Source organism: Margalitia sp. FSL K6-0131 (genome assembly GCF_038008735.1).
Lineage (GTDB): Bacteria > Bacillota > Bacilli > Bacillales > Bacillaceae_C > Margalitia > Margalitia shackletonii.
In genome coordinates, this window is sequence record NZ_JBBOZS010000001.1 from 4,860,481 (window position 1) to 4,886,561 (window position 26,081).

The following is a 26,081-nucleotide window of genomic DNA, read 5'->3' on the forward strand; positions in this document are numbered from 1 at the left end:
CCATATTTTTATGGGTAGAGTCTTTCCTAAATTTTTTTCTGATTAAAAATTTGGCCGTATTCGCGTAAAATTTCAAGTTAATTTTGATTTAAGTATTCTGCAACATCCTTAGGTATTTTCATATTTAAGTTGATAAATGATACTTTAAGTGTCACGTAAGGTATATTTTTATATGTGATTAGCCTTGCCACTTCATTCAACTCTCGATTTTTCTCTTTTTCAGCAGGTTTTACGGTAGCTTCCTGCGAAAATATATACTCATACTGCTTTTTAGCTTCTTTAGGTAAAGCACCAGCATACTCCCATTTATCCATTCGCTGTTGCTTTATAAATGTTTTAACTTCCTCTTTTTTTGTAATTGTACGCACCACTGTACCGCTATCTTCAGACTTCATCTCAATCTTTTGGGCTTTTGTCAAAGTTTGAATACTGTCCTGTAAATTTTCTCGTTTTGTTTCTGAACCTTGTGAATTATTACTAGAATCACATCCAGCAAGTACGAGTGTAATAACCATAACTATCGATACAACAAATCTTTTCACTATTACCCACCATTCCTTTTTAGATTTCTCTATAATCATTATTATTTTGTTATTAGTTAGGATACTCAGTTAAGACAGATGGAGTATTTCCGCATATTACCTTATACACCTATATATTACATCATATCAATAACCTATATCACTTTATAACGAGCGAAAGAAGTAAATAATATTAAGACCTAAGCCTTAGTTCTTCTGAAAAAAGGATTAAAATCAATATGCCTCCAATAAAGGATTTTACATTGGAGGCATATTGATTATATTTCATTTAAATTAAAGTAATGAAACCAGGCAGAGATACATAGACATTAATATTTAAATTATTTCCGAATTCCACATAAGAGAGAGTCGAACATTTTTATATAATAACTTCAACTGGAAACAAAACCAGAGAACTTCCACAGTTATTCTTTTCCACAAGCAATACAACGTATATCCGAATCATCTTTCCCATACATACGAATTTCTTTTTGTGTTCCACAACCCCTGCAAATATGAACTTCAATTTGCGGAACTTCTCCTTTTTCTGCGGCAGGCACCCATTCCTTCTCATATAATGTCTTGCTCATCCCGTAATCTATCAATACTAACTCCTGCTTTTCATTGATCCCATAATTGCTGCTATCCTTGATATCAAATACATCCCATTCATTATCCAATACTTCAATGCATTCATCATAATGGATTGGAAACGTCCAATAACCACTGCGTTCGTGAATGTCAAAGGTTTGATTATCATACATTGGAACTTCCTGATAATATTGTTGAATGCATACTTCTTTATCTACATAAAAAACCGGGGAAAAGATATGTGCATACTTAGTTTGTTTAATATATTGATATATTTCAAGTTCTCTTAAAGATTGCAAATATCCAATATGGTTTAAATGCACTTTTATGACATATTCATTAAATCGATACACTTTTCTTGTTGATCCTAAACCAATAAAGTTTTCTTTTGTGCAAAGGGAATGCCAATTCTCGATAAAATCTAGTAAATCTATTCCGTTCATTTTGATACCTCTCGTATAATAAGTAAATCCTCTAAAGACCGGATATGACTCTAAGAATTAATCATTATCCAGATCCTTATCTAAAAAGGATGGCTTTTTAATTTCTTTAATCCCCAGCTTTTCCTTTATTTCCGATAAATCTCTTACTATTGCTTGTGTATTAATACATGCAACAATAGATGCAATTGCTGCCAAAACAGCAACAATTAGTAGTATAACTATCAATATATGATCCTCCTTTTGTATGTATTTCAATTATGAAAGTAAAACTCTTATCAAATAATAGGGCTCAAAGGCTTTAAACCGGAGAAATGAATATCTCTTGCGGACATAGAATCCGTTATTTTTAATGAATCCCTCCATTTAAAGGAATTAGCGGACACTGTGTACGTTTTTAATACTTCTCTGATTAACCACAATTTTCCTTTATAAGCATACAAAAAAAGCTGCCAAATTGACAGCTATATATTTTTGAAGGTTCAATTAACCGTTATTCCCTTTCCATGAGTCTTTCAATGGAACTATCCTATTAAAGATAAGTTTTTTATCCGTTGAATATTTATCAACACAAAAATATCCGTGGCGAATAAATTGAAATTTCTCTTCCACTTTGGCCTCTTTAATAGATGGTTCAATAATTGAGTCCTTCATTACCACTTTGGAATTCGGGTTAATTTTTTCCTCCCATGTTTTTTCGGTGTCCCTTACAATCTCTTCATTTTCGAATAATTTATCGAACAGATGAACCTCCGCTTTTACCCCATGACTAGCAGAAACCCAGTGAATCGTTCCTTTCACCTTTCTTCCTGTAAACCCAGTACCGCTTTTTGTCATTGGATCATAGGTGCATCGCAGTTCTAGTACTTCTCCTGTTTTTCCATCTTTTATAACCTCATTACACTTGATGAAATAAGCACCTTTTAAACGAACTTCTGAATGTAGAGACAATCTTTTAAACCCTTTCGTCGGTACCTCCATAAAATCTTCTTTTTCAATGTAAATTACGTTTGAAAAAGGAACCTCTCTGCTCCCCAATGCGGCATTTTCCATATTATTTTCAATAGATAATAATTCTGTTTTTGCCTCGTCATAATTTGTAATCGTAACCTTTAAAGGATTTAAAACCGCCATAATCGTTTTAGCCTTGGGTTTTAAGTCGCTGCGCAAGGACTGATCCAGCATAGCATAATCAATAGTACTTCGATGTTTAACAAAACCCATTTCATGGACAAAAATTCGTATGCTCTCTGGTGTAATCCCTCTTCTTCTTAACCCGCGTAGTGTCGGTAATCTCGGGTCATCCCATCCATCCACAAAATGGCCCGCTACTAGTTCCCGCAAATATCTCTTACTTGTAACAACACCCGTTAAGTTAACTCTGCCAAATTCTCGTTGTTTAGGCGGCTCCTTGATTTCTAATTCGTTTAAAACCCACTCATAGAGAGGCCGGTGATCCTTGAACTCGATGGAACATAAGGAGTGAGTGACTCCTTCTATCGCATCTTGTATTGGATGAGCAAAATCATACATTGGGTATATACACCATTCGTTACCTGTTCGATAATGGGCTGCGTGAATGATTCTGTAAAGGACTGGATCTCTAAAATTCATATTTGGTGAAGCCATATCTATTATCGCACGCAATACCATAGAACCCGTTGGAAATTCACCGTTTTTCATTTTCAAAAATAAATCCAAGTTTTCCTCCACAGATCGATTTCTATAAGGACTGTTTCTTCCAGGTTCTGTTAAAGTCCCCCTGTATTCTGTCATCTCTTCCGGTGATAACTCACAAACATATGCCTTACCCTTTTTTATTAATTGAATAGCTGCATTAAAAATTTCCTTTGTATAGTCAGAACCGTAAAATATTCGCTGATCAGGGGAATAGCCCAGCCAATTAATATCTTCAATAATTGCCTTTACATACTCGCTGTCTTCTTTTAAAGGATTTGTATCATCAAAACGAAGATTAAAATTTCCATTATATTTTCTTGCCATCATATAGTTCATATGAATGGCATATGCATTCCCAATATGAAGGTATCCATTTGGTTCAGGAGGAAACCTGGTACAAATTTCTCTTTTAAATGCCTGATTCTTTATATCCTCTTCCATTAGCTTATCAATGTAGTTATTGAAAAATAGCCCATTTTCTTCACCCATTTTTAAATCCTCCTTCATAAATTTTTTAACGGACCGAAATCTTCACTGAATGGCCCGAAGTTCTCTCCAAATGGACCGAGTTTTGCTGCAAACGGACCCAAGTTAGCATGGAATAGCTCATTTCAGCACTAAAGACCTAACACTGTAAGTTTCTAAAACAAAAAAATCCCACCCCCAAGACCACTAAAAGCCTTGGGGCGAGATTTGTATCGCGGTGCCACCCCAGTTTATTAATATGTCGCCATATTAACCTCTTCAGGTACGGTATTCAAAAACAATACTTATACCCTAGCTCTATAACAGGAGCTCCCGTCACACTATCCCTATGAATAGTTCCAATGTGATGCTCAGAGGCTTGGTTCAATAAATCAATCTTACTCCTTTTCAGCAACCGGAGCTCTCTGTAAAGAATGGATTTTATCTACTCTTCTCTTCATCGCAAATATCAAATAAATTTTTCCTATGATAACAATTTAGATGAATTTTGTAAAGAGATATTATAGGTATTGCCAAAAGAAGGACTAATGATTAATCATACAGAATATCAATTTAAAGCGGAAATATAGATGTCCTAGCTTATGCAGGGTGTTCTTCATGATTAATGAGATAAAAATCCGGCTTTTTGAACATAAGCTGCAATATAGGGGGACAGAAACTTGAACAAATACGGTAATGAATTATTTAAAGGTGCAGCACCATATTATTCAAAATACAGACCAATATATCCTTCTTCTCTTATTAGATACCTGGTCGATAAATTTTCTTTAAATGGAGAGCAACAGCTGCTTGATTTAGGATGTGGTACAGGGCATCTGACAATTAGATTTTCCGATTGGTGTAAAAAAATCGTTGGAATCGACAGGGAATCAGAAATGATTGAGGAAGCTAGGCGTGTCCATCAAGAGATAAGAATCGGTAATATAGATTGGTATATCGGAACATTAGAAAAATATAAACAAGAACAAAACGAGAAGTTTCACCTAGTAACAATAGCAAAAGCATTCCATTGGATGGACCGTTCTAAGATTTTAGAAGAATTATACGAAATGGTTACGGATAGCGGCGGTGTTGCGATTATAGATAATTATGAACCTGAGAAAAAGCTGGAACCATGGCAAAATCGACTAAATAAGGTAATAGAAAAATGGTATGGACAAGATAGAAGGGCTGGAAATAGCATCTATACACACCCTACCATGAGCCATGAAGAAGTATTATCCAATTCAAACTTTAACTTAGAAATTCACCATTTACCTACATATGAAATAACATGGACGATTGATTCCATACTCGGAAACCTTTATTCTACCTCCTATGGCTCAAAACGATTTCTTGGCGATAATATTGTGCTGTTTGAGAGGGAACTTAGAGAAGCATTACTAAATCTGAATCAATCTGGGGAGTTTAAAGAAAAACTGAATCTATCAGTGAAGCTTGGTCTCAAATAATCATTGGTTTTATTTCAATGGGTGCTTTCATTTCTCACAACAACGAAGACTCCATATAATCAAGAAAAGCACCCTTATCTCCCCAAGAAACTTTCCTGGTTTTAGATGGACAAAAAAATTACATGCTTATTACTTTGGATTAGGATTATTATTTATTAATATTACCATCAAAGCTGTGTAACCTAAAACGAACAATAAGATGGCTGCATTACCAATTAATGCAATCCATCGTATCTTAGGTTTTTTGATTAAAAATAAAGTTACAATTCCTAAAAACAGAAGAAGACATGCAGGACCTAGGTTATTAACCCAAAAGAAGATATACCTAAATGAATTCCATATAAAGACATATCTTATTTTCATTAAAATCACTAATAATAGAGACAATGATAGAAATACAAAAGAATAATAGTTGTTTAACTTCTTCATTTCAGACTCCTTCCTTAGATGCTTTAGTCCCATTAGCTTAATAAATTTCAGCAATACGAACAATTTTTTGAATAACGGAATTAACTTCTTCGTTATTTTTAATTACAAATAAACAGTCCGCTTCACCTTCAATTGGATCAACTACATCTTCTTTTAAAGATTCAGCCTGTTGCCGTATAAGCACTTCTTCAAAATTTGTATATGCCCCCCTAAATATATTCGTACTTCTTTGACTTTGAGTAATTCTTTTTTGAAGAACATGGTCGGGAATATCAAAATGAACCAGGATACGGACAAACTCTTCAGTATTAAACAACTCTTCAAGCAAATACAATCGTCCTTTTCTACTTCGGTTTGAGTTGCAAATAATAAAGTGAAAATCTGTATGTTCTTTGGCATAATTGACAATTAGCTTTGAGAGAGAATGCTTAAGAGTATTCGGTCCTTGTTTTGGTTGTAAGTTCTTATAATATTTATTAATAAATTCAGCATGGTTATCTTGGTCCATAACAAATGAGTTACTTAACTGTTTTTCTAAAGCATTTGCAAATGTTGTTTTTCCAGAATGAGTTTTACCCACTGTAATAATTACTAGCCTCTTCATCGCTTCAACTCCTCTAGCTATTTCTTCCTTGAATACTACTTTTCCTGTCGATAAAACCGTTCCCCAGTTTTCTCATTATAATAAACCCTAGTTTTTTCTCCAGTCACAGGGTCAATATTTACTTCCTCGGTTGCCTTGAAACCGGGAGGAACCTTTGCTCCGTGATTCCGCTTAAATCTTTTATCGTAAATAAAATAACCTAGTAAAATGCAAATAATTACTGCAATAATTTCTATTGCATAAATCCCTGCGATGTATTTCATTGTAGCTGTTCTACCACGACCGCTGTTCCATATGCGACGATTTCACTCATGTTTTTACCAATTTCACCGGAATCAAACCGCATCATGATGATTGCATTTGCACCCATTTGGTTGGCATTGATAATCATGCGGTCTAAAGCTTCTTTTCTTGAATCCTCCAACATCGCAGTATATTGTTTAATTTCTCCGCCTACAAGGGATTTTAAGCCGGCCGCAATATCACCTCCAAGTCCCCTGCTTCTTACGATCAGTCCGAATACCGGGCCTTTTACTTCTACAATTTTATAGCCTGAAATATTTTCTGTTGTTACTACAATCACCTTAGTCACCTCTTCATTAATATTATTTTTTATAATCTGTGGAATTTCCCGTTCTTTGCGCGAGTCCATTCCGCAATGAATTCTTCTATCGATTGATATCGATTTGATCTATCATTACTTACCGCTTTCTTTGCAACCTCAAATAACACCTTGTCTGCATTCCATTTTTGAAAAGTTTTTTCTGCTGCATCTCCTAATAATGCAAATGCCGTTGCCCCCATCAAATAAACATTGGTAACCTCATCGATAACAGCATTTTTTTCAAATTCTTCCGGAGACATGAATCTCGATGATCCCCACATTCTCCCCATAGAATTTATGTAAGGCATCTTTGAATAAGAATCAATATCGCAGATAATTGTCTTCTTGTTAGTAAAATCGTACATGATGCTACCATCATAGAAATCTATAGCGACATAACCCTTCTCAGATACAAATTGATGAAAGACAAGAATTTCTTTAAATATATGTATCCTATCATCAACCGGCAATTCAAAAAACTTATCCCTTGCATCATATTGTTTGCCCATACATTCAGCATCTGTCCATTCAAAGATGGTTGCATAACCATTACCTATATTCTCACCCTTGATAAAGAACACCAAATTTTTATGTCTTAAATCCTCATATACCTTACAGGCAGCTTTTAGCCCTGATATTGCATCCTGTGGAGCTCCTTTAAATCGAACTGGTTTAGCACCAGCAAATTTTACAAATAACTTTTTGCCTTTATTTTGCACTCCAAAACAAATACAGCCGGAATCCTGTTTATCAAAAACCCGAAAGACTTTCCCGTATGATGATAAAAAGGACATATCAAAGGGTTCCTGCAACTCATAGTTTATACCGTCTATATTTTGGACTATCAATGCTACTCGCCTCGCATTCTATGATCCTTCTAAACTTCACTACTGATTATATCTGAAATATTTGAATTTTTACAAGTTACCTTTCCATTTATTTCATAAAAAAAATAGTCTTATTAGCAAGAGATTGATAATGTTTAAAAGTACTATAGGATTTTGAATGCTATGGCTGTTTTAGTAGCTTGTAAAGGACATGTTGAATAGGTTATTACTAGAAGTGGGTCTTTTGAACGCTTATAAAGGACATCTGGATACGGATTCTGCTTGAAGTTGGTCTTTGAACGCTTATAAAGGATATCTTAACACGGTTTTTACTGGAAATTGGCCTTTTGAATACCTGTATAAGACAACACCACTTTCGAAAATTTGACGTAAGTATAAAATAAGAAAAAATCATAAGATCCTAGGGTACTAAAAAGACTTAATAGTTCACAATTTAATATTTCCTAGTAAACCATAAAAAAAAGCCAACTTCATGTTGGCTAAATCAACGGTCATATATCCCCATCCTATTATGGGACTGCCCCCTGCTTAACATTTCACTTTGTGGGAACGGGGAAGTATTTTTTGTTTTTTCTTCGTTTCCAAACAATAAGTAAGCTAATAACTAAAAAGATTAAAAGGATAATAAGAAGGACTAAAAGAAACCACATGCCATTTCTAATCCCCCTTTCCTAACATTAATTTTCTATCTATAAAGCACTTACCTTATAAAAACAACCGAACAAGCTAAAAATTAATATTAATGTTTACCCTTATTATCTTTATGCTTTGGACCATGTTTCGGTTTGGGTCCGTGATTAGGTTTTGGTCCATGTTTAGGCTTTGGCCCTTCATGTTTATGTTTATTTTCTTTTTTCTTTTCATCTTTTTGTTTTTTATTATTCGTTTTTTGAGGGACTGGAGGCGGAACATACTCTCCACCTTTAATGTATAATTCATTATTTTCTCTAAACACATCATTAGGTTGCTTAAAACTGCTTCTATCGGTGCCGAATGCTTGCATCATATTTTTAAACATTAACTGAGAGACTTTAGTAGTATCTCCCATCATATAATTGCCTGGACCATTTTTCGCATATCCAGTCCATACCGCCATTGTATATTGTGGTGTATATCCAACCATCCAGCTATCATTTGTCGCATTGGACGGATACCCGTATTTTGCAATTGTTTTATCATCAAAATTGGTTGTCCCCGTTTTTCCAGCAACATCTAACCCAGGAATATTAGCTGTTGTTCCGGTACCGGATTTTACAACTGTCCTTAGCATATCTGTTACAAGATAGGCGGTGTAATCTTGCATGGCAATTTCCGGTTTAGGGTTAAAATTTACCACCTTCCCATCAGGAAAAACAACCTTTTGGACAAAATGAGGTGTATTATATATTCCGTTATTTCCAAACGCACTGTATGCCCCTGCCATCTCTAGCGGATTTACCGTATTACTTCCAATTGCATATGATTCGTAAACGGTATTATCCTTAAAGGCAATACCCAGTTTTTCCGCAAAATTTTGTGCCTTTGTCATCCCCACATCACGAAGTGTTAGGAGAGCAGGAATATTGTAAGACCACTGAAGTGCTTTCCTTATAGATAAATTCCCATGATATTGATGATCCCAGTTTGAAATTTGCTGACCAGTTGTATACGTCGTTGGTTGATCATTAATTTGATGCGCTGTAGACCATTTTAAATTTTCAATAGCCGGACCATAATCAAAAATTGGCTTAAAAGAAGATCCAGGTTGACGGCTAATATCAATTGCAAAGTTATTTCCTTTAAAGGATGCTTTATAATCATTTCTGCCGCTTCCAATTGCCCGTACTTCTCCCGTTTTTGTATCTAAAAATACAAACGCTCCCTGAAAACGATCATTCGGATAAGAAATAATTGTATTAGTGTTCATCATTTTATCCGCATAATCTTGTGCTTTTGTATCTAAAGTTGTGTATATAGATAATCCATCCGAAGTGATGTCTACATTCTTTAGTTTCCCTTCCACTTCTTTTACAACAGCATCCAAAAACGCTTCATACGGCATGCCTTGGTTTTTCCTTTTCGGCAAAAGTCCTGCTGTAACTGGAACTTTTTTCGCCTCATTCATTTGCTTTTTAGTAATATATCCTTGCTTATTCATAGCGCTTAGGACGACATTACGGCGATTCGTAGCTTCTTCCCTGTTCCCCGGGATAGTTGGATCGTAATTACTCGGACTTTGCGGCAACCCCGCTAACATCGCGATCTCTGGAAGTGTCAATTGTTTTAAATGATCGGAATCGACTCCGTAATAGGTCTTTGCAGCAGCAGCCACACCATAAGCTCCATCTCCAAGGTAGATTTTATTCAGATACATCATTAATATTTGTTGTTTCGAATACTTTTTCTCCAATTGATAGGCTAAGTCCCATTCCTGTACTTTTCGCTTGATTGTTTTTTCAGGAGTCAAAAAGGAATTTTTAATCACTTGCTGAGTAATCGTACTCCCGCCTTGCGAACCAAAATGCCCAGTAAGATTCTCCAATATGGCTCTGGCTGTTCCTTTTATATCAACCCCATGGTGTTCATAAAAACGGGTATCCTCTGTGGCTATGAATGCCTCTTCCAACATTTTAGGAACTTGGGAATACGTAATTTCCGTTCGCCTTTCTTTCCCATATTCGTAAAGAAAATTACCATCCTTATCGTAAAATTTAGTAGAAAGCGGGACTACTAGTTTCGAAGGATCTAATTTTGGCGTTTCCTTCATCATTTTAGCCAATGCAGCGGTGCCTATTCCAACAGAAACCACAGCAAGAAGAAAACAAGCAATAATTACTTTTTTCAACAAGGATGCTTTTTTCTTTGATTTATTTCTTCTTTCCTGTTTTTGTTTTGCCTTTTCCGCTTGTTTACGTTCATGGCGATAACGATACGATTCTTCTGACATATTTAAACTCTCCTATGTTAAAGAATTATATTTTATTAATTAAACATTACTCACACTATTTATAGTCATTCGTAAATAAAATATTTTTATGGGGGCAGTGAAGTTTTTAGGGAGTAAATACGGCGAAGAAATGAGGCATATTTATGTTAGTCGCGTGTACATATTCATGTGTGGAAAACATGAAAAATGTTAAAAAAGTACAGGTTTTGAGTAAAAGGAGAGGCAGCACTTCATTGGATCAGAAGGGGCGGTTTGAATAATAGAAAAATAGGCACTTTCATTAAATTAGCCTGCATATTTTAATGCGGGTCTAATGAAAGTGTCCATTTCCAAATTCCATTCTTTTGTTTTATACAGTTAAAAGCAATTAATAATCTCTACACATCTCTAGCTGGCCTTCGATTACGCATGATTCGTAAACTCATAGAAATAAGTGCGAACAGTAGAAATAACAATAAGAAAAAAACAACCATTATTAGCATTACCTGACTAGGATGATAATGGTCCATCATATATCCCAGCAGAAATGGGAAAACCGCCCCTCCGATTCCAGCAAATGCAGTAACTGCGCTAGTTACTATCCTCTCCATTCCAGGAAATGTATGATTTGCATAAACCATCGTAATGCTATAGAGCGCGCTCATCCCTAATCCAAGCCCAAATACTAGTATGTAAGAGACTCCAATAGTATTAAATCTTGTCATGAGGAAGATGAAAAGGATTCCCATTAAAATGCTGCCTAACAAATACCGTTCGTAGCTTACGCGTCGTACAATCCATCCAATCATAAGGCGCCCGCAAAGCATAGCAATCCAAAAAAACGTTGTACTGAGCGAGGCAATATAGGAGGTGGAATTCATATTAACCGTAAAAATAGTCGGAAGGAAACTGTTCAGACTCCCTTCAATCCCAACATAAACAAATATCATCAACAGAAACAGCATAAGGATGGTGTATTTGGAAATTTTCCTCTTGAAAACAGGTGCCTTTGCCATTGGTGCATCCATATCACCCTCCTCATCCTCCGTAGGTTTTAGCGAGATGGACACTGTTTGCCAAACAATGGCCAGAAACAAAGCGAATCCGCTGACAATTAATGCAGAAAACCTCCACCAGTCTAGTGCAATGAGAACACTTTCGATTGCTGGCATACAAAGAGCTCCCAAACCGAATGCCACCTCCAAGCGGCTCATATAGATGGCTCTTCTCCCAACAAAAAGTTCCATAACATACGAGGCAACTGCAGTCTCAAGACTTGATGCACCAATTCCGTTTAATATTACGAAGACTGCAAGCCAAGAATAGGTTGGTAAAAATAAAATACCCAGTTGTGCCAGAACAACAGTAAGTGCGGCACCAGTAAGAACAACTCTATAACTGTATCTGTTCATACAACTTGCAGCAAGAGGTACTCCCAAGATAAACCCAATCGATTGAAGTAGGATTAATAACCCGCCTGATGTATAGGAAATGTGATAATAGGAAAGCAACTCAGGAAGAATTGCACCAAAAAATACACTCGTCATGCCACCTAAGAAGTACATTCCATATGATGCCCAAAGAAAACGTTTCAACCTTACATCCCCTTTAATAATTTTGAAGGATCCTTATCTGCAAAAAATTCCTTTTACCTTTTTGTTACATTGAATTTATGTATTGTGGAATTAGACATTCCGAACCTCCAAATATCTACATTGGTTTTTACTCCATTCGACAAATAGTGAGGATCCTCCTGCTTTCAATTGGAATTTTTTCCATCCAAAAAAGTTTTTTTTTGATTTTTATAGTTTTTTATTACCAAACTATATTTATGAGAACAATGTTCCTTTAAGTCTATTAGAAAAAGAAAAGACGAGCATTTACCCGTCTTAATTTATCTGTTTTGTTTTAATTTCCTTTGTTACTTTTATTCATTCCGTAATTGTCTTAACAATTGGAAAATCTGTCCTCTATGATGTGCTTCATGTTCAATCAAATGGTACACAACCCATTCAGGTGTGACGTCATATTGTTCCAACACCCTCGGTTTGCGCCAATCTGCTAGATCCATTGAACGAAAGTGTGAAAGGAAAACTTCACGCACCTTATTAAGACGATTGAAATGCTCCTGAATACTTTGTCCCTCTACATGCGCCAATGATCCGTCTTCGGAGCGGTGTTCTTCCGGAAATAACGATTGTATTTCAGGATCCCAGTCAGAACCGAGAACTTCAACATATAACCAGTCCGCCTCAATCAAGGCAATATGGTATAAAAGGGAGCCAATGGTTTGTCTCCCATCGATTTTCGTATCAAGTAATTCTCGACTGATTCCCTTCATTTCAGCAATAAGGGTGCGCCTAACATCTTCTAAACACCATAACATTCGACCGATTTCTTCCTCATATCCTGGCAAAGCACTTATCTTTAAAGATCTTTTCCCCAACGAATTCATCCTCCTGTATTTTCAATATTTACTTATTGCATTAAAGCCATGATGACAGCTTCATCCATGGTTCCATTTAATAATTGGTAATGTTGGATTGAAACCTAGAATAGTATTGCAAGTTTTCTATTTTACTAACATTCGTGTTTGTGCTTTTAAAACCCTCTATTGCTAAAATGAATTTTTTTCAATTTAAATTAATTCTTGTTTCTCTATATCATTTTCATATTCCTTATCGGAAGGAACGAAAACCTGTATTCCAGTTTTTCGTTCCTTCCCCACAATTTTTCTGAGTTTCAATCTAAAAAATTTAGTTCCCCATTCTTTTAAATCATTTAGTAAAACCAATTCCAAAATCGAGTAGGAGGGGGTGACTAACCCCCGACCTCTCACACCACCGTACGTACCGTTCGGTATACGGCGGTTCACTTAAGTATGACGCAAATGGTTGTATCTATCTAACAGACTTTTAAGCTTTTGATTTCTCCAAAACTTTAGATTTAGTGTTGTGTGTAAGATAGGACTATTCGAAATGCGCCAATATTTCTTACGAGAATTTCCCCATTCATGGGCCTTCTCTCTTGGAACGCCAAGGGATATGAGCCTTTTAATTTTTGTTTTGGGTAGTTTCCATTGTTTCCAAAGGCACATTCGGAGTCTTCTTCGAATATGTTCATCCAGTTGTTTAAAGGGAGTTGGCGTGTCTGCCAGCGCAAAATATCCGCACCAACCAACAAGGTATTCATTTAGTTTCTCAATACGCAATTCCAATGGAATGGGTTTTGACCTTGATGTTAGTTCTTTTATTCTACTTTTAGCTCTCTTTATACTTTCTTTTGCGATACGGATTTTTGGATTACGGTTTGATGTGAAGCTGAATCCAAGAAACTTTCGTTTCCACGGTCTGTCCACCGCACTTTTCTCTTCATTTACTTTTAGTTTAAGCTTCTTTTCAATGAAAGTAGTGATAGAACTCTTGACACGTAAACCTGCCTTCTTGGTTTTTACGTAAATATTACAATCATCTGCGTAGCGGACAAATTTGTGTCCTCTTTCCTCTAGTTCCTTATCTAATTCATCTAACATGATATTGGAAAGTAGTGGACTTAATGGTCCACCCTGAGGAACACCTTCTTCGCTGATAGTTTCCACACCGTTTATCATAATCCCCGACTCTAAGTATTTTCTAATTAACTTTAGAATCGTCTTATCCTTGACTCTTTTTGCTAGGAGTCCCATAAGCATATCGTGATTTACCTTGTCGAAGAACTTTTCTAAGTCCATATCTATTACCCATCTGTAGCCCTCTTCTATATATTGCCTTGCTTCCCTAACGGCATCATGTGCCCTTCTTCTGGGTCTAAACCCATAGCTATGTTCGGAAAAGGTTGGGTCATAGATTGGGGTTAATATTTGGGCAATCGCTTGTTGGACAAAACGGTCTGTCACGGTAGGAATACCTAATAAACGAACGCCGCCATTTGGTTTCGGGATTTCGACTCGTCTGACTGGCATAGGCTCATAGGTTCCGTCCTTTATTGAATTTCGGATTTCTTGCCAATTTTGTAGAATATGCGCTCGTAGGGATTTTACAGGCATTTCATCTACTCCATGGCTACCCTTATTCTTTTCGACACGTTTCAATGCCGAAAGTAGATTGTCCCGTGACAGTATTCGTTCCATCATTTCGATACATCCTTTCACGTGAATATACGTGCTATTTGTGCCATTGTTTATTCCACCCTCTTAAAGTCCCCTGTGGAATTCACCACTTCCTCCTTTAAGTAAGTCCAATTGGATTGTCTGTATCATCATAAACAATGAACGCCTAGTGTATATTCTCCTTAAATGTTCAGTCCTTCCCTAACCATCTTAAGCTAGTCAGGTACTATGACCTCTGCTGACTTCTGGCTGTTCAATTACCCTTCACAAAGTAAGTTACCGAGTGTGCTCGGCATTTCAGCCAGACCTCCCCAGGTAAGAGTACAGTCTTTCTCCCCATCTATCTGCTTCATTTACTCTGTATCATCTTTGGCAGAAAGGACTTCGTTTTGTTTGGCAAACTCATCCAATGATACCTAGCCTTATATGAAGTTCGTGTCCCTCAGACCGGAGATTTGCCGCCCGCTTCCTTCAGATTCTGCGTCACCACAGACACCCTTGCGTTTAGCTACTGCTACTTCTGCCTTCACAGTTCGGGACTTTCACCCTATAGACTGCACCCATGCTGGGCGCACCACAAAAAAGCTGGAGTAAATAACCCCAGCTTCCAAAACTACTTTACTTTTTATCCCCACCAAGACATCTCAAACTATTCAATATAACTAATATTGTACTTCCTTCATGCCCAACAACCCCTAATGGGAGATTAAGAAATTCAAAGAAGTTGGATGCAATTAAGATTACGATAACACTAATAGAAAAAATGACGTTTTGCTTGATAATTCGATTCATTTTTCTCGATAAGCGAATGGCTTCTGCTATCCGAGAAAGATCATTTTTCATCAGGACGACATCCGCAGTTTCCATTGCTACGTCACTGCCTTCCCCCATTGCAATCCCAACATTGGCTGTTGCAAGGGCAGGAGCATCGTTAACGCCATCCCCTACCATGGCCACCATTCCGTACTGTTCTTTTACCTTTTTTAAAGACGATACTTTCGTTTCTGGCAAACATTCCGCAATGTAAGTGTCAATTTGTGATTGTGCGGCAATGTTTTTTGCGGTCGTTTCGCTATCCCCAGTCAGCATAATCGTTCGAATTCCTTCATTTTTCAATTCTAATAACGCATTTTTCGTTTCGTCGCGTACTATATCCTGTAGGGCAATTGCCGCAGCTATTCCGGATGAATCCTTCACAAAAACAACGGTTTTCCCTTCATTTTCAAGCTTTTCTGCAACACCGTTTTCAAAATTATGAGCTTCCTTGCTGCCCACAAAATCCTTTTTGCCAATCAACCATTCTTGGTTATTTAACTTGGCTTTCATTCCCCATCCCGGTACATCTTCCACTTGTTCAGGCTGCATGAGTCTGTCATTATTCTTAGCTTTCCAGTATTGAACAATCGCAATAGCCAATGGATGGTTCGATTGATTTTCAATTGATGCGGCATAGTGTAACAGATCTTGCTCATTTAGATCAGGACGAACAATTATATCTGTTACTTCCGGTTTCCCTTTTGTTAAAGTACCAGTTTTGTCAAAGGCAATTGCTTTTACATGACTTAATCCTTCAATATGAACCCCGCCTTTAAACAAAATTCCCTTTCTCGCACCATTCGAAATGGCGGATAAAGTAGCGGGCATAATAGAGGCAACAAGTGCACAAGGGGAAGCGACTACTAATAAAATCATTGCCCGATAAAATGTTGTATTCCAGTTCCATCCAAATACGAAATGCGGGATGAACATCATCAATATAACAACGAGGAGTACGACTTTGACATATGTGCCCTCGAAACGTTCAATAAATAACTGTGAGGGTGATTTTTCGCTTTGAGCAGATTGTACTAATTGAATAATTTTATTAAAAACTGTTTCATTTGCATGTCTTGTCACTTCTACGGTAACAGATCCGTTCAAGTTTATCGTTCCTGCAAAAACTTCCGCACCGCTTCCTTTTGTTACCGGAATAGATTCGCCAGAGATGGTAGACTCATCAATCGTCGTAGTTCCATGTGCAATTTTTCCGTCCGCAGGAACTCTTTCGCCAGGTTTGACTAAAATAATATCCCCTACCTGCAACAGTGAAACATGGACTTTTTCCTCGCGGCCGTGCACAACACGGATTGCTGTTTCAGGCTGTATTTCTAATAAGGAAGAGATTTCCTTTTTACTTTTATTCGTTGTATAAGTTTCAAGTGCCCCGCTTAATGAAAAGATAAAAATGAGCATTGCACCTTCTGCCCAGTAGCCAATAATAGCAGAACCAATAGCCGCAAAAAACATGAGCAACTCGACATTTAAATCTTTATTTTTAATGGTTTCCTCGATACCTTCTTTTGCTTTAGCATAGCCGCCAATAATAAAAGCTGCAAGATAAAAAGCAATCGAAACCGATTCATGATTCCATTTTGACACCAGCCATGCAGTCACAATTAATACACCGCTTAATATGGCTGCAATTAATTCAATATGCACAAAAATCTTTTCAAATCTTGGAGCAGAAGAAGCTAAAACCTTTACGTTATTCGTTGTTGCCAGTTGACCTTGTGACATGACGACACCTCCTTATTGAATTGACAAAAAATAGATTTATAGTTTCATATATAAACAACTTATTTATAATAATTATTATATAATATATACTACATATAGATAACTGAAATGTCAACCTTAATTGAGAATTTTATTTTCTAATTGAGAATAATTATTAATATCATTCCTATATACTGTGATAACTATAATCATTATCAATAATAGTAAATGATAATTATTATTATTTATATTTGGTACAACAATTCAGCTTGGCCCCTTTTTAAGAGAAAAAATTTCCACAAATTTAAAGAATTGTTTGACATCCCATTTTACCCTTGTTATAATTCACAACAATAAAAGCACACAAATTCGTTGACGAGAAAAAGTAGCGTTTCGTCTTGATCCACAGAGAGCTGACATTTCGGTGCAAGTCAGTGTTCGAGTGTTACGTGAAAATCCTCTCTGAGAAGTTAGGCTGAAATAGATAGTAAGTCTAACCGGGCGTCTACCGTTACAAGGAACACGTATGATTGTACGTTGCTAAGTGCTATTGAGCGGATCAATAGAATTAGGGTGGTATCGCGGTTAACCCCGTCCCTTACATTTGGGACGGGGTTATTTGTGTGCTTTTAAAAAATGGAATAGGAGCGATATCGATGAACTCTAATGAAACAGTTGTCCAGCGTGAGAAGAAAATCCGTGATTTCTGGGCAGAAGCGAATACTTTTAAACAATCAATTCAATTAAGAGAAGGCAAAACGCCTTTTGTTTTTTACGAAGGACCACCAACTGCAAACGGTCTTCCTCATGTAGGGCACGCCTTTGGGCGAACCATTAAAGATGTTGTAGCCCGCTTTAAAACAATGAAGGGATTCCAAGTGGAAAGAAAAGCCGGTTGGGATACACATGGTCTTCCTGTTGAACTTGGTGTGGAAAAGCAGCTTGGCATCTCCGGAAAACAAGACATCGAACGCTATGGGGTGGAATCTTTCATCAATAAATGTAAGGAGAGCGTGTTTGCGTATGAAAAAATATGGCGCTCCTTCACAGAAGAATTAGGCTATTGGGTGGATATGGACAGTCCTTATCTAACACTTAGCAACGAATATATCGAAAGTGTCTGGCACATTTTAAGCAAGGTGCACAAGAATGGACTATTATACAAAGGTCATCGTGTATCTCCATACTGCCCTAGCTGTCAAACCTCTTTAAGTACACACGAAGTAGCACAAGGCTATAAAAATGTGAAAGATTTATCAGCGACAGTAAAATTTAAACGTCTTGATGCGGAAAATGAATACTTTTTAGGATGGACCACTACACCATGGACATTACCCGCAAATGTTGCCCTAGCAATGAATCCTTCCTTAACGTATGTTCGTGCCCAAAAGGAAGATGAAATTTACATTGTGGCAAAATCATTAGTAAACAAAGTGCTCGGAGATCGGGTAAACATTTTGAGCGAGCATAGTGGCAAGGAGTTCGCCGGTACACATTATGACCCACCATTTCATTATATAAAGGTTGAAAAAGGTCATTTTGTTGTATTAGCTGATTTTGTTACAGAAGAAAGCGGAACAGGAATTGTTCACATTGCACCGGCTTACGGGGAAGATGATTATAAACTAGTTCAACAAAACGGTCTCTCCTTTGTCAATGTTGTTGACCAACGAGGATGCTATACACCTGATGTTGTAACGCTTGCCGGAAAGTTTGTGAAAAATTGTGACGTTGAGATTATTAAAATGCTTGCTGAACTAGGTACTCTTTTCCATAAAGAAAAATATGAGCATAGCTATCCCCATTGCTGGAGATGCGACTCTCCTTTACTTTACTACGCAACAGACAGTTGGTTTATCAAGATGTCGGCATTAAAAGATAAAATGCTTACCAACAATGGTAAAGTTATTTGGTATCCAGATCATATTAAAGATGGTCGATTTGGTCGCTTTCTTGAAAATCTGTTGGATTGGAATATTAGTAGAAACCGATATTGGGGCACTCCATTAAATATATGGGTATGTACTCACTGTCATCACGAAGAAGCACCCGCCAGTATCAAGGAACTGCAAAATCTAGCGTCAAAGCCTATATCTGGTAATATCGAATTGCATAAACCATATATTGACGATGTACAATGCACTTGTCCAAAATGTAATAATACCATGCTGCGTACTCCAGAAGTGATTGATGTATGGTTCGATAGCGGCTCAATGCCTTTTGCGCAGCATCACTATCCTTTTGAAAATAAAAAAGCTTTTCAATCCCAATTTCCTGCGGATGTAGTTATCGAAGGAATTGACCAAACAAGAGGATTTTTCTACAGCCTCCTTGCTGTTTCCACATTATACACGGGGCAACCACCGTATAAAAATGTTTTGTCACTCGGGCATATCCTGGATGAACACGGTCAAAAAATGTCTAAAAGCAAAGGCAATGCTTTAGATCCGATTGAACTTATGTATGAATATGGTGCAGATGCTCTTCGATGGTCCTTCCTTGTTGATAGTTCACCATGGAACCCAAAACGATATTCAAAAAAGATTGTGCAGGATGCAAAGTCAAAATTGGTCGATACCTTAGACAATACCTATAAATTTTATGATATGTATGCAAAAATAGATCATTTTGTATATGACGAACAAAAAACAGGCAAGAGGTCCATTCTGGATAAATGGATACTTTCACGACTGAATAGTACGGTTAAAGTCGTTAATAAATATATGGAACAATATCAATTTACCCAAGCAACACGGGAAATTGCCGCATTGGTCGATGAATTAAGCAATTGGTATATACGGCGATCAAGAAGTCGATTTTGGGCATCCGGATTTTCAGAGGATAAACGTGCAGCATATTCCACCCTATTCGAAGCACTTACGACGATTAGCCGATTATTAGCTCCATTTGTCCCTTATATTGCAGAGGATATCCATTTGAAGCTGCACCAAGAAAGTGTTCATTTGCAAAACTATCCAACAGCGAATACTTCCGTGATTCAATCTGATTTAGAAACAGACATGCAAACAGTTCTAAAAATAGTTGAACTAGGACGCAGCATCCGTAATGCTAATAACTTAAAGGTTAAGCAGCCATTACAACAGTTAATTGTTTGGTGCGGTGAAGATGAACGTCTGTTACAAACTTATACAACCATCATTAAAGAAGAACTAAATGTTAAAGAGGTTGTCTTTACGAAAGAGTTAACACAATATGAAAAATCACTCTTTAAAGTAAATTTTAAAACGGCAGGTACTGCGTTTGGCAAATATGTTAATGCAGTCAAACAATATGTGGACCAACTATCTGATGAGGAAAAGAAAATATTTATTGATAATGGCCAGATTCCAATCAATTTAAACGGTCAACAGGTAGTGTTAAGGAAGGAACATGTCACTATAGAACAAGTCATGTCCTCTGGCATGGTGATCGCAGGTGATCATCAGTTAAAGGTTTTATTAGATATAAAATTGACTCCTGAACTGGTAGATGAGGGGCATGTAAGAGAATTTATTAGAGCTATACAAGAGACACGTAAAAAATTGAACTTACCTGTAGAAATGTATATATCCATTAAAATCTCAGCATCAGATAAGATAAAAGAAAAACTTCAGCTTTATGATGGGCTAATAAAAGAAAATGTTCTTGTTCACACAATAGAATACGGAAACTTAAACGATGACGAACAGCAAATCGAAATGATATTTGATAAAGAGATAGTAAAGACTTCCTTAATCTATTAACGCATGAAAAAAAATACTCACTGTAAACAATCTTAAACTGTTTGCAGTGAGTTTTTTGTTTACATTGGTAACCCTTCATCTTTTTCAATTGATTTTACACAATGATCTTTGTCGAACAGGTTTAGGAATTTACACATTAGATTGCAAAAAGGACAGTCATGCTTGGCAAGATGCTTTCCCATTCTGGAGGAAATCGTTTCGTCTGGATCACCTCCGAAAACAGTGTTAAAGAATTGATCAACAGAAACAAGGATATTCCAAAAATACCTTTTCACCATTAAACCTCCTTTTTTAATAGCATCTACATCTTGATAAAAGCTGTTGATTCTACTTGAGGTTAAAAGTGTTCTTATTTTAGTATTATTCGTGTTTAATGACGGAAACCCTTTAGTTTTAAAGACCTAAATGTTTGATGATTGCAGAAGGGGCGAAACTACTAAATTTAAATAACAATTTTCATAAGTTAATCGAGTAGGAGGGGGTGACTAACCCCCGACCTCTCACACCACCGTACGTACCGTTCGGTATACGGCGGTTCACTTAAGTATGACGCAAATGGTTGTATCTATCTAACAGACTTTTAAGCTTTTGATTTCTCCAAAACTTTAGATTTAGTGTTGTGTGTAAGATAGGACTATTCGAAATGCGCCAATATTTCTTACGAGAATTTCCCCATTCATGGGCCTTCTCTCTTGGAACGCCAAGGGATATGAGCCTTTTAATTTTTGTTTTGGGTAGTTTCCATTGTTTCCAAAGGCACATTCGGAGTCTTCTTCGAATATGTTCATCCAGTTGTTTAAAGGGAGTTGGCGTGTCTGCCAGCGCAAAATATCCGCACCAACCAACAAGGTATTCATTTAGTTTCTCAATACGCAATTCCAATGGAATGGGTTTTGACCTTGATGTTAGTTCTTTTATTCTACTTTTAGCTCTCTTTATACTTTCTTTTGCGATACGGATTTTTGGATTACGGTTTGATGTGAAGCTGAATCCAAGAAACTTTCGTTTCCACGGTCTGTCCACCGCACTTTTCTCTTCATTTACTTTTAGTTTAAGCTTCTTTTCAATGAAAGTAGTGATAGAACTCTTGACACGTAAACCTGCCTTCTTGGTTTTTACGTAAATATTACAATCATCTGCGTAGCGGACAAATTTGTGTCCTCTTTCCTCTAGTTCCTTATCTAATTCATCTAACATGATATTGGAAAGTAGTGGACTTAATGGTCCACCCTGAGGAACACCTTCTTCGCTGATAGTTTCCACACCGTTTATCATAATCCCCGACTCTAAGTATTTTCTAATTAACTTTAGAATCGTCTTATCCTTGACTCTTTTTGCTAGGAGTCCCATAAGCATATCGTGATTTACCTTGTCGAAGAACTTTTCTAAGTCCATATCTATTACCCATCTGTAGCCCTCTTCTATATATTGCCTTGCTTCCCTAACGGCATCATGTGCCCTTCTTCTGGGTCTAAACCCATAGCTATGTTCGGAAAAGGTTGGGTCATAGATTGGGGTTAATATTTGGGCAATCGCTTGTTGGACAAAACGGTCTGTCACGGTAGGAATACCTAATAAACGAACGCCGCCATTTGGTTTCGGGATTTCGACTCGTCTGACTGGCATAGGCTCATAGGTTCCGTCCTTTATTGAATTTCGGATTTCTTGCCAATTTTGTAGAATATGCGCTCGTAGGGATTTTACAGGCATTTCATCTACTCCATGGCTACCCTTATTCTTTTCGACACGTTTCAATGCCGAAAGTAGATTGTCCCGTGACAGTATTCGTTCCATCATTTCGATACATCCTTTCACGTGAATATACGTGCTATTTGTGCCATTGTTTATTCCACCCTCTTAAAGTCCCCTGTGGAATTCACCACTTCCTCCTTTAAGTAAGTCCAATTGGATTGTCTGTATCATCATAAACAATGAACGCCTAGTGTATATTCTCCTTAAATGTTCAGTCCTTCCCTAACCATCTTAAGCTAGTCAGGTACTATGACCTCTGCTGACTTCTGGCTGTTCAATTACCCTTCACAAAGTAAGTTACCGAGTGTGCTCGGCATTTCAGCCAGACCTCCCCAGGTAAGAGTACAGTCTTTCTCCCCATCTATCTGCTTCATTTACTCTGTATCATCTTTGGCAGAAAGGACTTCGTTTTGTTTGGCAAACTCATCCAATGATACCTAGCCTTATATGAAGTTCGTGTCCCTCAGACCGGAGATTTGCCGCCCGCTTCCTTCAGATTCTGCGTCACCACAGACACCCTTGCGTTTAGCTACTGCTACTTCTGCCTTCACAGTTCGGGACTTTCACCCTATAGACTGCACCCATGCTGGGCGCACCAAAAAAACCTAATCCAATATATAGGATTAGGTCATTCTATTAGGACGCGCCTTAGAGGATTCGAACCTCTGACCCACAGCTTAGAAGGCTGTTGCTCTATCCAGCTGAGCTAAAGGCGCATTATTATATTTTAAATGACTGAGAAAGAGAGCTTTAATGAATCCTGCAACTTATGAAAAGTAGCGGCGGGCATCTCTTCATCAATTTGAGTTTTCCACCAAAAAAATGGCTCCGCAGGTAGGATTCGAACCTACGACCGATCGGTTAACAGCCGATAGCTCTACCACTGAGCTACTGCGGAACAATAATTGAAAGTTATTTTGCTATTGCAAAAAACTCTGGTGGGCCTAAATGGACTCGAACCATCGACCTCACGCTTATCAGGCGTGCGCTCTAACCAGCTGAGCTATAGGCCCCTTATTTTTTGGAGCGGGTGATGGGAATCGAACCCACGACAACAGCTTGGAAGGCTGTAGTTTTACCACTAAACTACACCCGCAAAGATTATTTGGAGGCAGCAACCGGATTTGAACCGGTGATAAAGGTTTTGCAGACCTCTGCCTTACCACTTGGCTATGCTGCCATATGGATGGATGGCTGGGCTAGCTGGATTCGAACCAGCGAGTGACGGAGTCAAAGTCCGTTGCCTTACCGCTTGGCTATAGCCCAATAATAAATCTTATTTAACAATTTTATGGGGCGACTAGTGGGAATCGAACCCACGAATGTCGGAGCCACAATCCGATGCGTTAACCACTTCGCCATAGCCGCCATAATCTTATTGGCAGGGGCAGTAGGAATCGAACCCACACTGAAGGTTTTGGAGACCTTAGTTCTACCTTTAAACTATGCCCCTATGAGAATGGTGGAGGGGGACGGATTCGAACCGCCGAACCCGAAGGAGCGGATTTACAGTCCGCCGCGTTTAGCCACTTCGCTACCCCTCCGAAACCTACTGGTGCCGGCCAGAGGACTTGAACCCCCAACCTACTGATTACAAGTCAGTTGCTCTACCAATTGAGCTAGGCCGGCATTATTAAGATATAACCTGCTGATATGTTAGTGCATATAACCGTCGTCCAGCTCTCAGAAAGACTAATCAAGAAGCGGCTCAAGCTGTACGCTGGATGCTTTTGCTTCGAAGTTTATTCATCGTGCTCTACCAATTGAGCTAGGCAGGCATATTTAACTAAATGGTGGCTCAGGACGGAATCGAACCGCCGACACAAGGATTTTCAGTCCTTTGCTCTACCGACTGAGCTACTGAGCCGTAATTGTTTATTATTTGTAAATTAAATTGTAGTCGCTTCGTCCCAGTCTCAGAAAGATTACGCAAGTAGCAGCTCGACTGGTACGCTGAAGTAATGCTTCGTAGCTTATTCGGACGTGCTCTACCGACTGAGCTACTGAGCCAAATTAAAAAACTATTCAGATTTTATATATTATAAATGGCGGTCCGGACGGGACTCGAACCCGCGACCTCCTGCGTGACAGGCAGGCATTCTAACCAGCTGAACTACCGGACCAGGTTTTTTTCAAGAATTGAAAATAAACTTCCTTATAATCTTCCTTGAAAATAACTCTTTTAATTGCGGGGGCAGGATTTGAACCTGCGACCTTCGGGTTATGAGCCCGACGAGCTACCGGACTGCTCCACCCCGCGTCGATAAAAAATTATTAAGTTTTCCATATGCACTAAATTCGCAATGGACTGTCCCGATTTCAGAAAGCCTATTCAAGATGCGGCTCAATCGGTACAACTCGCAGATAATTCGATGAAGTAACGCTCGTTGCTCCACCCCGCGACGATAAAAATGTATTATTAATGGCGGAGGAAGAGGGATTCGAACCCCCGCGCGGTTTAACCCGCCTGTCGGTTTTCAAGACCGATCCCTTCAGCCAGACTTGGGTATTCCTCCATTAATATGGACCTTGTAGGACTCGAACCTACGACCGGACGGTTATGAGCCGTCTGCTCTAACCAGCTGAGCTAAAGGTCCTTAAACACAAGTATATTTTTATAGCGGCGGAGGGGATCGAACCCCCGACCTTACGGGTATGAACCGTACGCTCTAGCCAGCTGAGCTACACCGCCATTTTAAAAAATTGAAATGGAGCCTAGCGGGATCGAACCGCTGACCTCCTGCGTGCAAAGCAGGCGCTCTCCCAGCTGAGCTAAGGCCCCTTTTTAAGTGGTCGGGAAGACAGGATTCGAACCTGCGACCCCATGGTCCCAAACCATGTGCTCTACCAAGCTGAGCTACTTCCCGTTTGTATTGATTATGGCGCGCCCAAGAGGAGTCGAACCCCTAACCTTTTGATCCGTAGTCAAACGCTCTATCCAATTGAGCTATGGGCGCATATTATGGAAGATTATTTTGCTACGCAAAAAATCTTGGTGCCGAGGACCGGAATCGAACCGGTACGGTAGTCACCTACCGCAGGATTTTAAGTCCTGTGCGTCTGCCAGTTCCGCCACCCCGGCAAAGGGTATTTGGAGCGGAAGACGGGATTCGAACCCGCGACCCCCACCTTGGCAAGGTGGTGTTCTACCACTGAACTACTTCCGCGCAGAAATTTTTATCAATGCGGGTGAAGGGAGTCGAACCCCCACGCCTTGCGGCGCCAGATCCTAAGTCTGGTGCGTCTGCCAATTCCGCCACACCCGCGTTATGGAAAGTTAATTTACTTTAAAAAATGGTGAGCCATGAAGGACTCGAACCTTCGACCCTCTGATTAAAAGTCAGATGCTCTACCGACTGAGCTAATGGCTCTTATTTTTAGTTA

Annotated in this window: 17 protein-coding genes, 23 tRNA genes and 2 other annotated features; of the genes, 2 read left to right on the plus strand and 38 right to left on the minus strand. The window is 38.3% G+C overall.

Going from position 1 to position 26,081, the window contains the following annotated elements:
- Nucleotides 1-77 precede the first annotated feature (77 nt).
- The 4 genes from NSQ59_RS23790 to NSQ59_RS23805 form a co-directional block, all read right to left on the minus strand.
- Entirely contained in the window at nt 78-542 is a 465-nt protein-coding gene (locus tag NSQ59_RS23790; RefSeq protein WP_055742478.1) for a hypothetical protein, read from the minus strand.
- Between the two features lie 404 nt (nt 543-946).
- Nucleotides 947-1,555, minus strand: coding sequence for a hypothetical protein (locus NSQ59_RS23795; protein WP_055742479.1), 609 nt, complete (start codon nt 1,553-1,555; stop codon nt 947-949).
- A 57-nt stretch (nt 1,556-1,612) separates the two neighbouring features.
- Nucleotides 1,613-1,780 (minus strand): hypothetical protein, encoded by a 168-nt coding sequence (locus tag NSQ59_RS23800; RefSeq protein WP_161809324.1) that lies wholly within the window; start codon nt 1,778-1,780, stop codon nt 1,613-1,615.
- 258 nt (nt 1,781-2,038) lie between these two features.
- Entirely contained in the window at nt 2,039-3,721 is a 1,683-nt protein-coding gene (locus NSQ59_RS23805; RefSeq protein ID WP_055742480.1) for a glutamine--tRNA ligase/YqeY domain fusion protein, read from the minus strand.
- 190 nt (nt 3,722-3,911) lie between these two features.
- Nucleotides 3,912-4,167: a binding site (T-box leader), on the minus strand.
- A 210-nt stretch (nt 4,168-4,377) separates the two neighbouring features.
- Between NSQ59_RS23805 and NSQ59_RS23810 the strand changes: the two genes are divergently transcribed.
- Entirely contained in the window at nt 4,378-5,169 is a 792-nt protein-coding gene (locus NSQ59_RS23810; RefSeq protein ID WP_055742481.1) for a class I SAM-dependent methyltransferase, read from the plus strand.
- Between the two features lie 466 nt (nt 5,170-5,635).
- Here NSQ59_RS23810 and NSQ59_RS23815 read toward each other — a convergent pair whose 3' ends face one another.
- The 9 genes from NSQ59_RS23815 to NSQ59_RS23855 all read right to left on the minus strand — a co-directional run bounded on the left by NSQ59_RS23815 (nt 5,636) and on the right by NSQ59_RS23855 (nt 17,223).
- Nucleotides 5,636-6,202, minus strand: a complete 567-nt coding sequence (locus NSQ59_RS23815; protein WP_055742483.1) for an AAA family ATPase — start codon at nt 6,200-6,202, stop codon at nt 5,636-5,638.
- 35 nt (nt 6,203-6,237) lie between these two features.
- Entirely contained in the window at nt 6,238-6,465 is a 228-nt protein-coding gene (locus tag NSQ59_RS23820) for a hypothetical protein (protein ID WP_055742484.1), read from the minus strand.
- On the minus strand, nt 6,462-6,785 hold the full coding sequence (locus NSQ59_RS23825; RefSeq protein ID WP_055742485.1) for a YbjQ family protein: 324 nt from the start codon (nt 6,783-6,785) through the stop codon (nt 6,462-6,464). Before NSQ59_RS23825 ends, NSQ59_RS23820 begins: the two co-directional genes overlap by 4 nt.
- Before the next feature lie 29 nt (nt 6,786-6,814).
- The gene (locus NSQ59_RS23830) at nt 6,815-7,654 is read right to left on the minus strand and encodes a serine/threonine protein kinase (RefSeq protein WP_055742486.1); all 840 of its coding nucleotides are present in this window, start codon (nt 7,652-7,654) and stop codon (nt 6,815-6,817) included.
- A gap of 739 nt (nt 7,655-8,393) precedes the next feature.
- Nucleotides 8,394-10,580, minus strand: a complete 2,187-nt coding sequence (locus NSQ59_RS23835) for a transglycosylase domain-containing protein (RefSeq protein WP_083489554.1) — start codon at nt 10,578-10,580, stop codon at nt 8,394-8,396.
- A 377-nt stretch (nt 10,581-10,957) separates the two neighbouring features.
- A complete protein-coding gene (locus tag NSQ59_RS23840) occupies nt 10,958-12,154 on the minus strand; it encodes an MFS transporter (RefSeq protein ID WP_340832912.1) in 1,197 nt (398 codons plus the stop codon).
- Between the two features lie 332 nt (nt 12,155-12,486).
- A complete protein-coding gene (locus tag NSQ59_RS23845; RefSeq protein ID WP_055742488.1) occupies nt 12,487-13,005 on the minus strand; it encodes a DinB family protein in 519 nt (172 codons plus the stop codon).
- A gap of 429 nt (nt 13,006-13,434) precedes the next feature.
- Complete coding sequence (gene ltrA / locus NSQ59_RS23850; protein WP_340828527.1) at nt 13,435-14,691, minus strand: group II intron reverse transcriptase/maturase; 1,257 nt, start codon at nt 14,689-14,691, stop codon at nt 13,435-13,437.
- A 594-nt stretch (nt 14,692-15,285) separates the two neighbouring features.
- A complete protein-coding gene (locus tag NSQ59_RS23855; RefSeq protein WP_340832913.1) occupies nt 15,286-17,223 on the minus strand; it encodes a heavy metal translocating P-type ATPase in 1,938 nt (645 codons plus the stop codon).
- A 342-nt stretch (nt 17,224-17,565) separates the two neighbouring features.
- Nucleotides 17,566-17,804: a binding site (T-box leader), on the plus strand.
- A 54-nt stretch (nt 17,805-17,858) separates the two neighbouring features.
- On the opposite strand from NSQ59_RS23855, the gene ileS reads away from it, so the two are divergent.
- On the plus strand, nt 17,859-20,945 hold the full coding sequence (ileS, locus tag NSQ59_RS23860) for an isoleucine--tRNA ligase (RefSeq protein WP_340832915.1): 3,087 nt from the start codon (nt 17,859-17,861) through the stop codon (nt 20,943-20,945).
- 59 nt (nt 20,946-21,004) lie between these two features.
- Here the strand turns inward: ileS and NSQ59_RS23865 are convergent, their stop codons facing one another.
- The 25 genes from NSQ59_RS23865 to NSQ59_RS23985 all read right to left on the minus strand — a co-directional run bounded on the left by NSQ59_RS23865 (nt 21,005) and on the right by NSQ59_RS23985 (nt 26,068).
- On the minus strand, nt 21,005-21,220 hold the full coding sequence (locus NSQ59_RS23865) for a hypothetical protein (protein WP_083489571.1): 216 nt from the start codon (nt 21,218-21,220) through the stop codon (nt 21,005-21,007).
- 265 nt (nt 21,221-21,485) lie between these two features.
- The gene (gene ltrA / locus NSQ59_RS23870; RefSeq protein WP_340828527.1) at nt 21,486-22,742 is read right to left on the minus strand and encodes a group II intron reverse transcriptase/maturase; all 1,257 of its coding nucleotides are present in this window, start codon (nt 22,740-22,742) and stop codon (nt 21,486-21,488) included.
- A 597-nt stretch (nt 22,743-23,339) separates the two neighbouring features.
- Nucleotides 23,340-23,413: transfer RNA gene (locus tag NSQ59_RS23875), tRNA-Arg, on the minus strand.
- 107 nt (nt 23,414-23,520) lie between these two features.
- Nucleotides 23,521-23,595: transfer RNA gene (locus tag NSQ59_RS23880), tRNA-Asn, on the minus strand.
- A gap of 38 nt (nt 23,596-23,633) precedes the next feature.
- Nucleotides 23,634-23,710: transfer RNA gene (locus NSQ59_RS23885), tRNA-Ile, on the minus strand.
- 9 nt (nt 23,711-23,719) lie between these two features.
- Nucleotides 23,720-23,793: transfer RNA gene (locus NSQ59_RS23890), tRNA-Gly, on the minus strand.
- A 10-nt stretch (nt 23,794-23,803) separates the two neighbouring features.
- Nucleotides 23,804-23,877 (minus strand) — tRNA-Cys (locus NSQ59_RS23895).
- 11 nt (nt 23,878-23,888) lie between these two features.
- Nucleotides 23,889-23,963: transfer RNA gene (locus NSQ59_RS23900), tRNA-Gln, on the minus strand.
- A 26-nt stretch (nt 23,964-23,989) separates the two neighbouring features.
- Nucleotides 23,990-24,065: transfer RNA gene (locus NSQ59_RS23905), tRNA-His, on the minus strand.
- Between the two features lie 11 nt (nt 24,066-24,076).
- A tRNA-Trp gene (locus NSQ59_RS23910) sits at nt 24,077-24,150 on the minus strand.
- Nucleotides 24,151-24,157: 7 nt separating this feature from the next.
- A tRNA-Tyr gene (locus NSQ59_RS23915) sits at nt 24,158-24,241 on the minus strand.
- Between the two features lie 9 nt (nt 24,242-24,250).
- Nucleotides 24,251-24,326: transfer RNA gene (locus NSQ59_RS23920), tRNA-Thr, on the minus strand.
- Nucleotides 24,327-24,488: 162 nt separating this feature from the next.
- Nucleotides 24,489-24,564 (minus strand) — tRNA-Phe (locus tag NSQ59_RS23925).
- A gap of 179 nt (nt 24,565-24,743) precedes the next feature.
- A tRNA-Asp gene (locus NSQ59_RS23930) sits at nt 24,744-24,820 on the minus strand.
- Between the two features lie 63 nt (nt 24,821-24,883).
- Nucleotides 24,884-24,957, minus strand: a tRNA-Met gene (locus tag NSQ59_RS23935).
- Nucleotides 24,958-25,120: 163 nt separating this feature from the next.
- Nucleotides 25,121-25,213: transfer RNA gene (locus NSQ59_RS23940), tRNA-Ser, on the minus strand.
- A gap of 7 nt (nt 25,214-25,220) precedes the next feature.
- A tRNA-Ile gene (locus NSQ59_RS23945) sits at nt 25,221-25,294 on the minus strand.
- 21 nt (nt 25,295-25,315) lie between these two features.
- Nucleotides 25,316-25,389: transfer RNA gene (locus NSQ59_RS23950), tRNA-Met, on the minus strand.
- Nucleotides 25,390-25,406: 17 nt separating this feature from the next.
- Nucleotides 25,407-25,479: transfer RNA gene (locus NSQ59_RS23955), tRNA-Ala, on the minus strand.
- 8 nt (nt 25,480-25,487) lie between these two features.
- A tRNA-Pro gene (locus tag NSQ59_RS23960) sits at nt 25,488-25,564 on the minus strand.
- Nucleotides 25,565-25,577: 13 nt separating this feature from the next.
- Nucleotides 25,578-25,654, minus strand: a tRNA-Arg gene (locus NSQ59_RS23965).
- Between the two features lie 36 nt (nt 25,655-25,690).
- Nucleotides 25,691-25,779, minus strand: a tRNA-Leu gene (locus NSQ59_RS23970).
- Nucleotides 25,780-25,789: 10 nt separating this feature from the next.
- Nucleotides 25,790-25,864 (minus strand) — tRNA-Gly (locus NSQ59_RS23975).
- A 17-nt stretch (nt 25,865-25,881) separates the two neighbouring features.
- A tRNA-Leu gene (locus NSQ59_RS23980) sits at nt 25,882-25,963 on the minus strand.
- Between the two features lie 29 nt (nt 25,964-25,992).
- A tRNA-Lys gene (locus NSQ59_RS23985) sits at nt 25,993-26,068 on the minus strand.
- Nucleotides 26,069-26,081 lie beyond the last annotated feature (13 nt).

Bases quoted from the DNA above. Each gene is read 5' to 3' on its own strand.
- NSQ59_RS23815 (WP_055742483.1), bottom strand. From the start codon at position 6,202: ATGAAGAGGCTAGTAATTATTACAGTGGGTAAAACTCATTCTGGAAAA.
- ltrA (WP_340828527.1), bottom strand. From the start codon at position 22,742: ATGATGGAACGAATACTGTCACGGGACAATCTACTTTCGGCATTGAAA.
- NSQ59_RS23820 (WP_055742484.1), bottom strand. From the start codon at position 6,465: ATGAAATACATCGCAGGGATTTATGCAATAGAAATTATTGCAGTAATT.
- NSQ59_RS23795 (WP_055742479.1), bottom strand. From the start codon at position 1,555: ATGAACGGAATAGATTTACTAGATTTTATCGAGAATTGGCATTCCCTT.
- ltrA (WP_340828527.1), bottom strand. From the start codon at position 14,691: ATGATGGAACGAATACTGTCACGGGACAATCTACTTTCGGCATTGAAA.
- NSQ59_RS23805 (WP_055742480.1), bottom strand. From the start codon at position 3,721: ATGGGTGAAGAAAATGGGCTATTTTTCAATAACTACATTGATAAGCTA.
- NSQ59_RS23855 (WP_340832913.1), bottom strand. From the start codon at position 17,223: ATGTCACAAGGTCAACTGGCAACAACGAATAACGTAAAGGTTTTAGCT.
- NSQ59_RS23835 (WP_083489554.1), bottom strand. From the start codon at position 10,580: ATGTCAGAAGAATCGTATCGTTATCGCCATGAACGTAAACAAGCGGAA.
- ileS (WP_340832915.1), top strand. From the start codon at position 17,859: ATGAACTCTAATGAAACAGTTGTCCAGCGTGAGAAGAAAATCCGTGAT.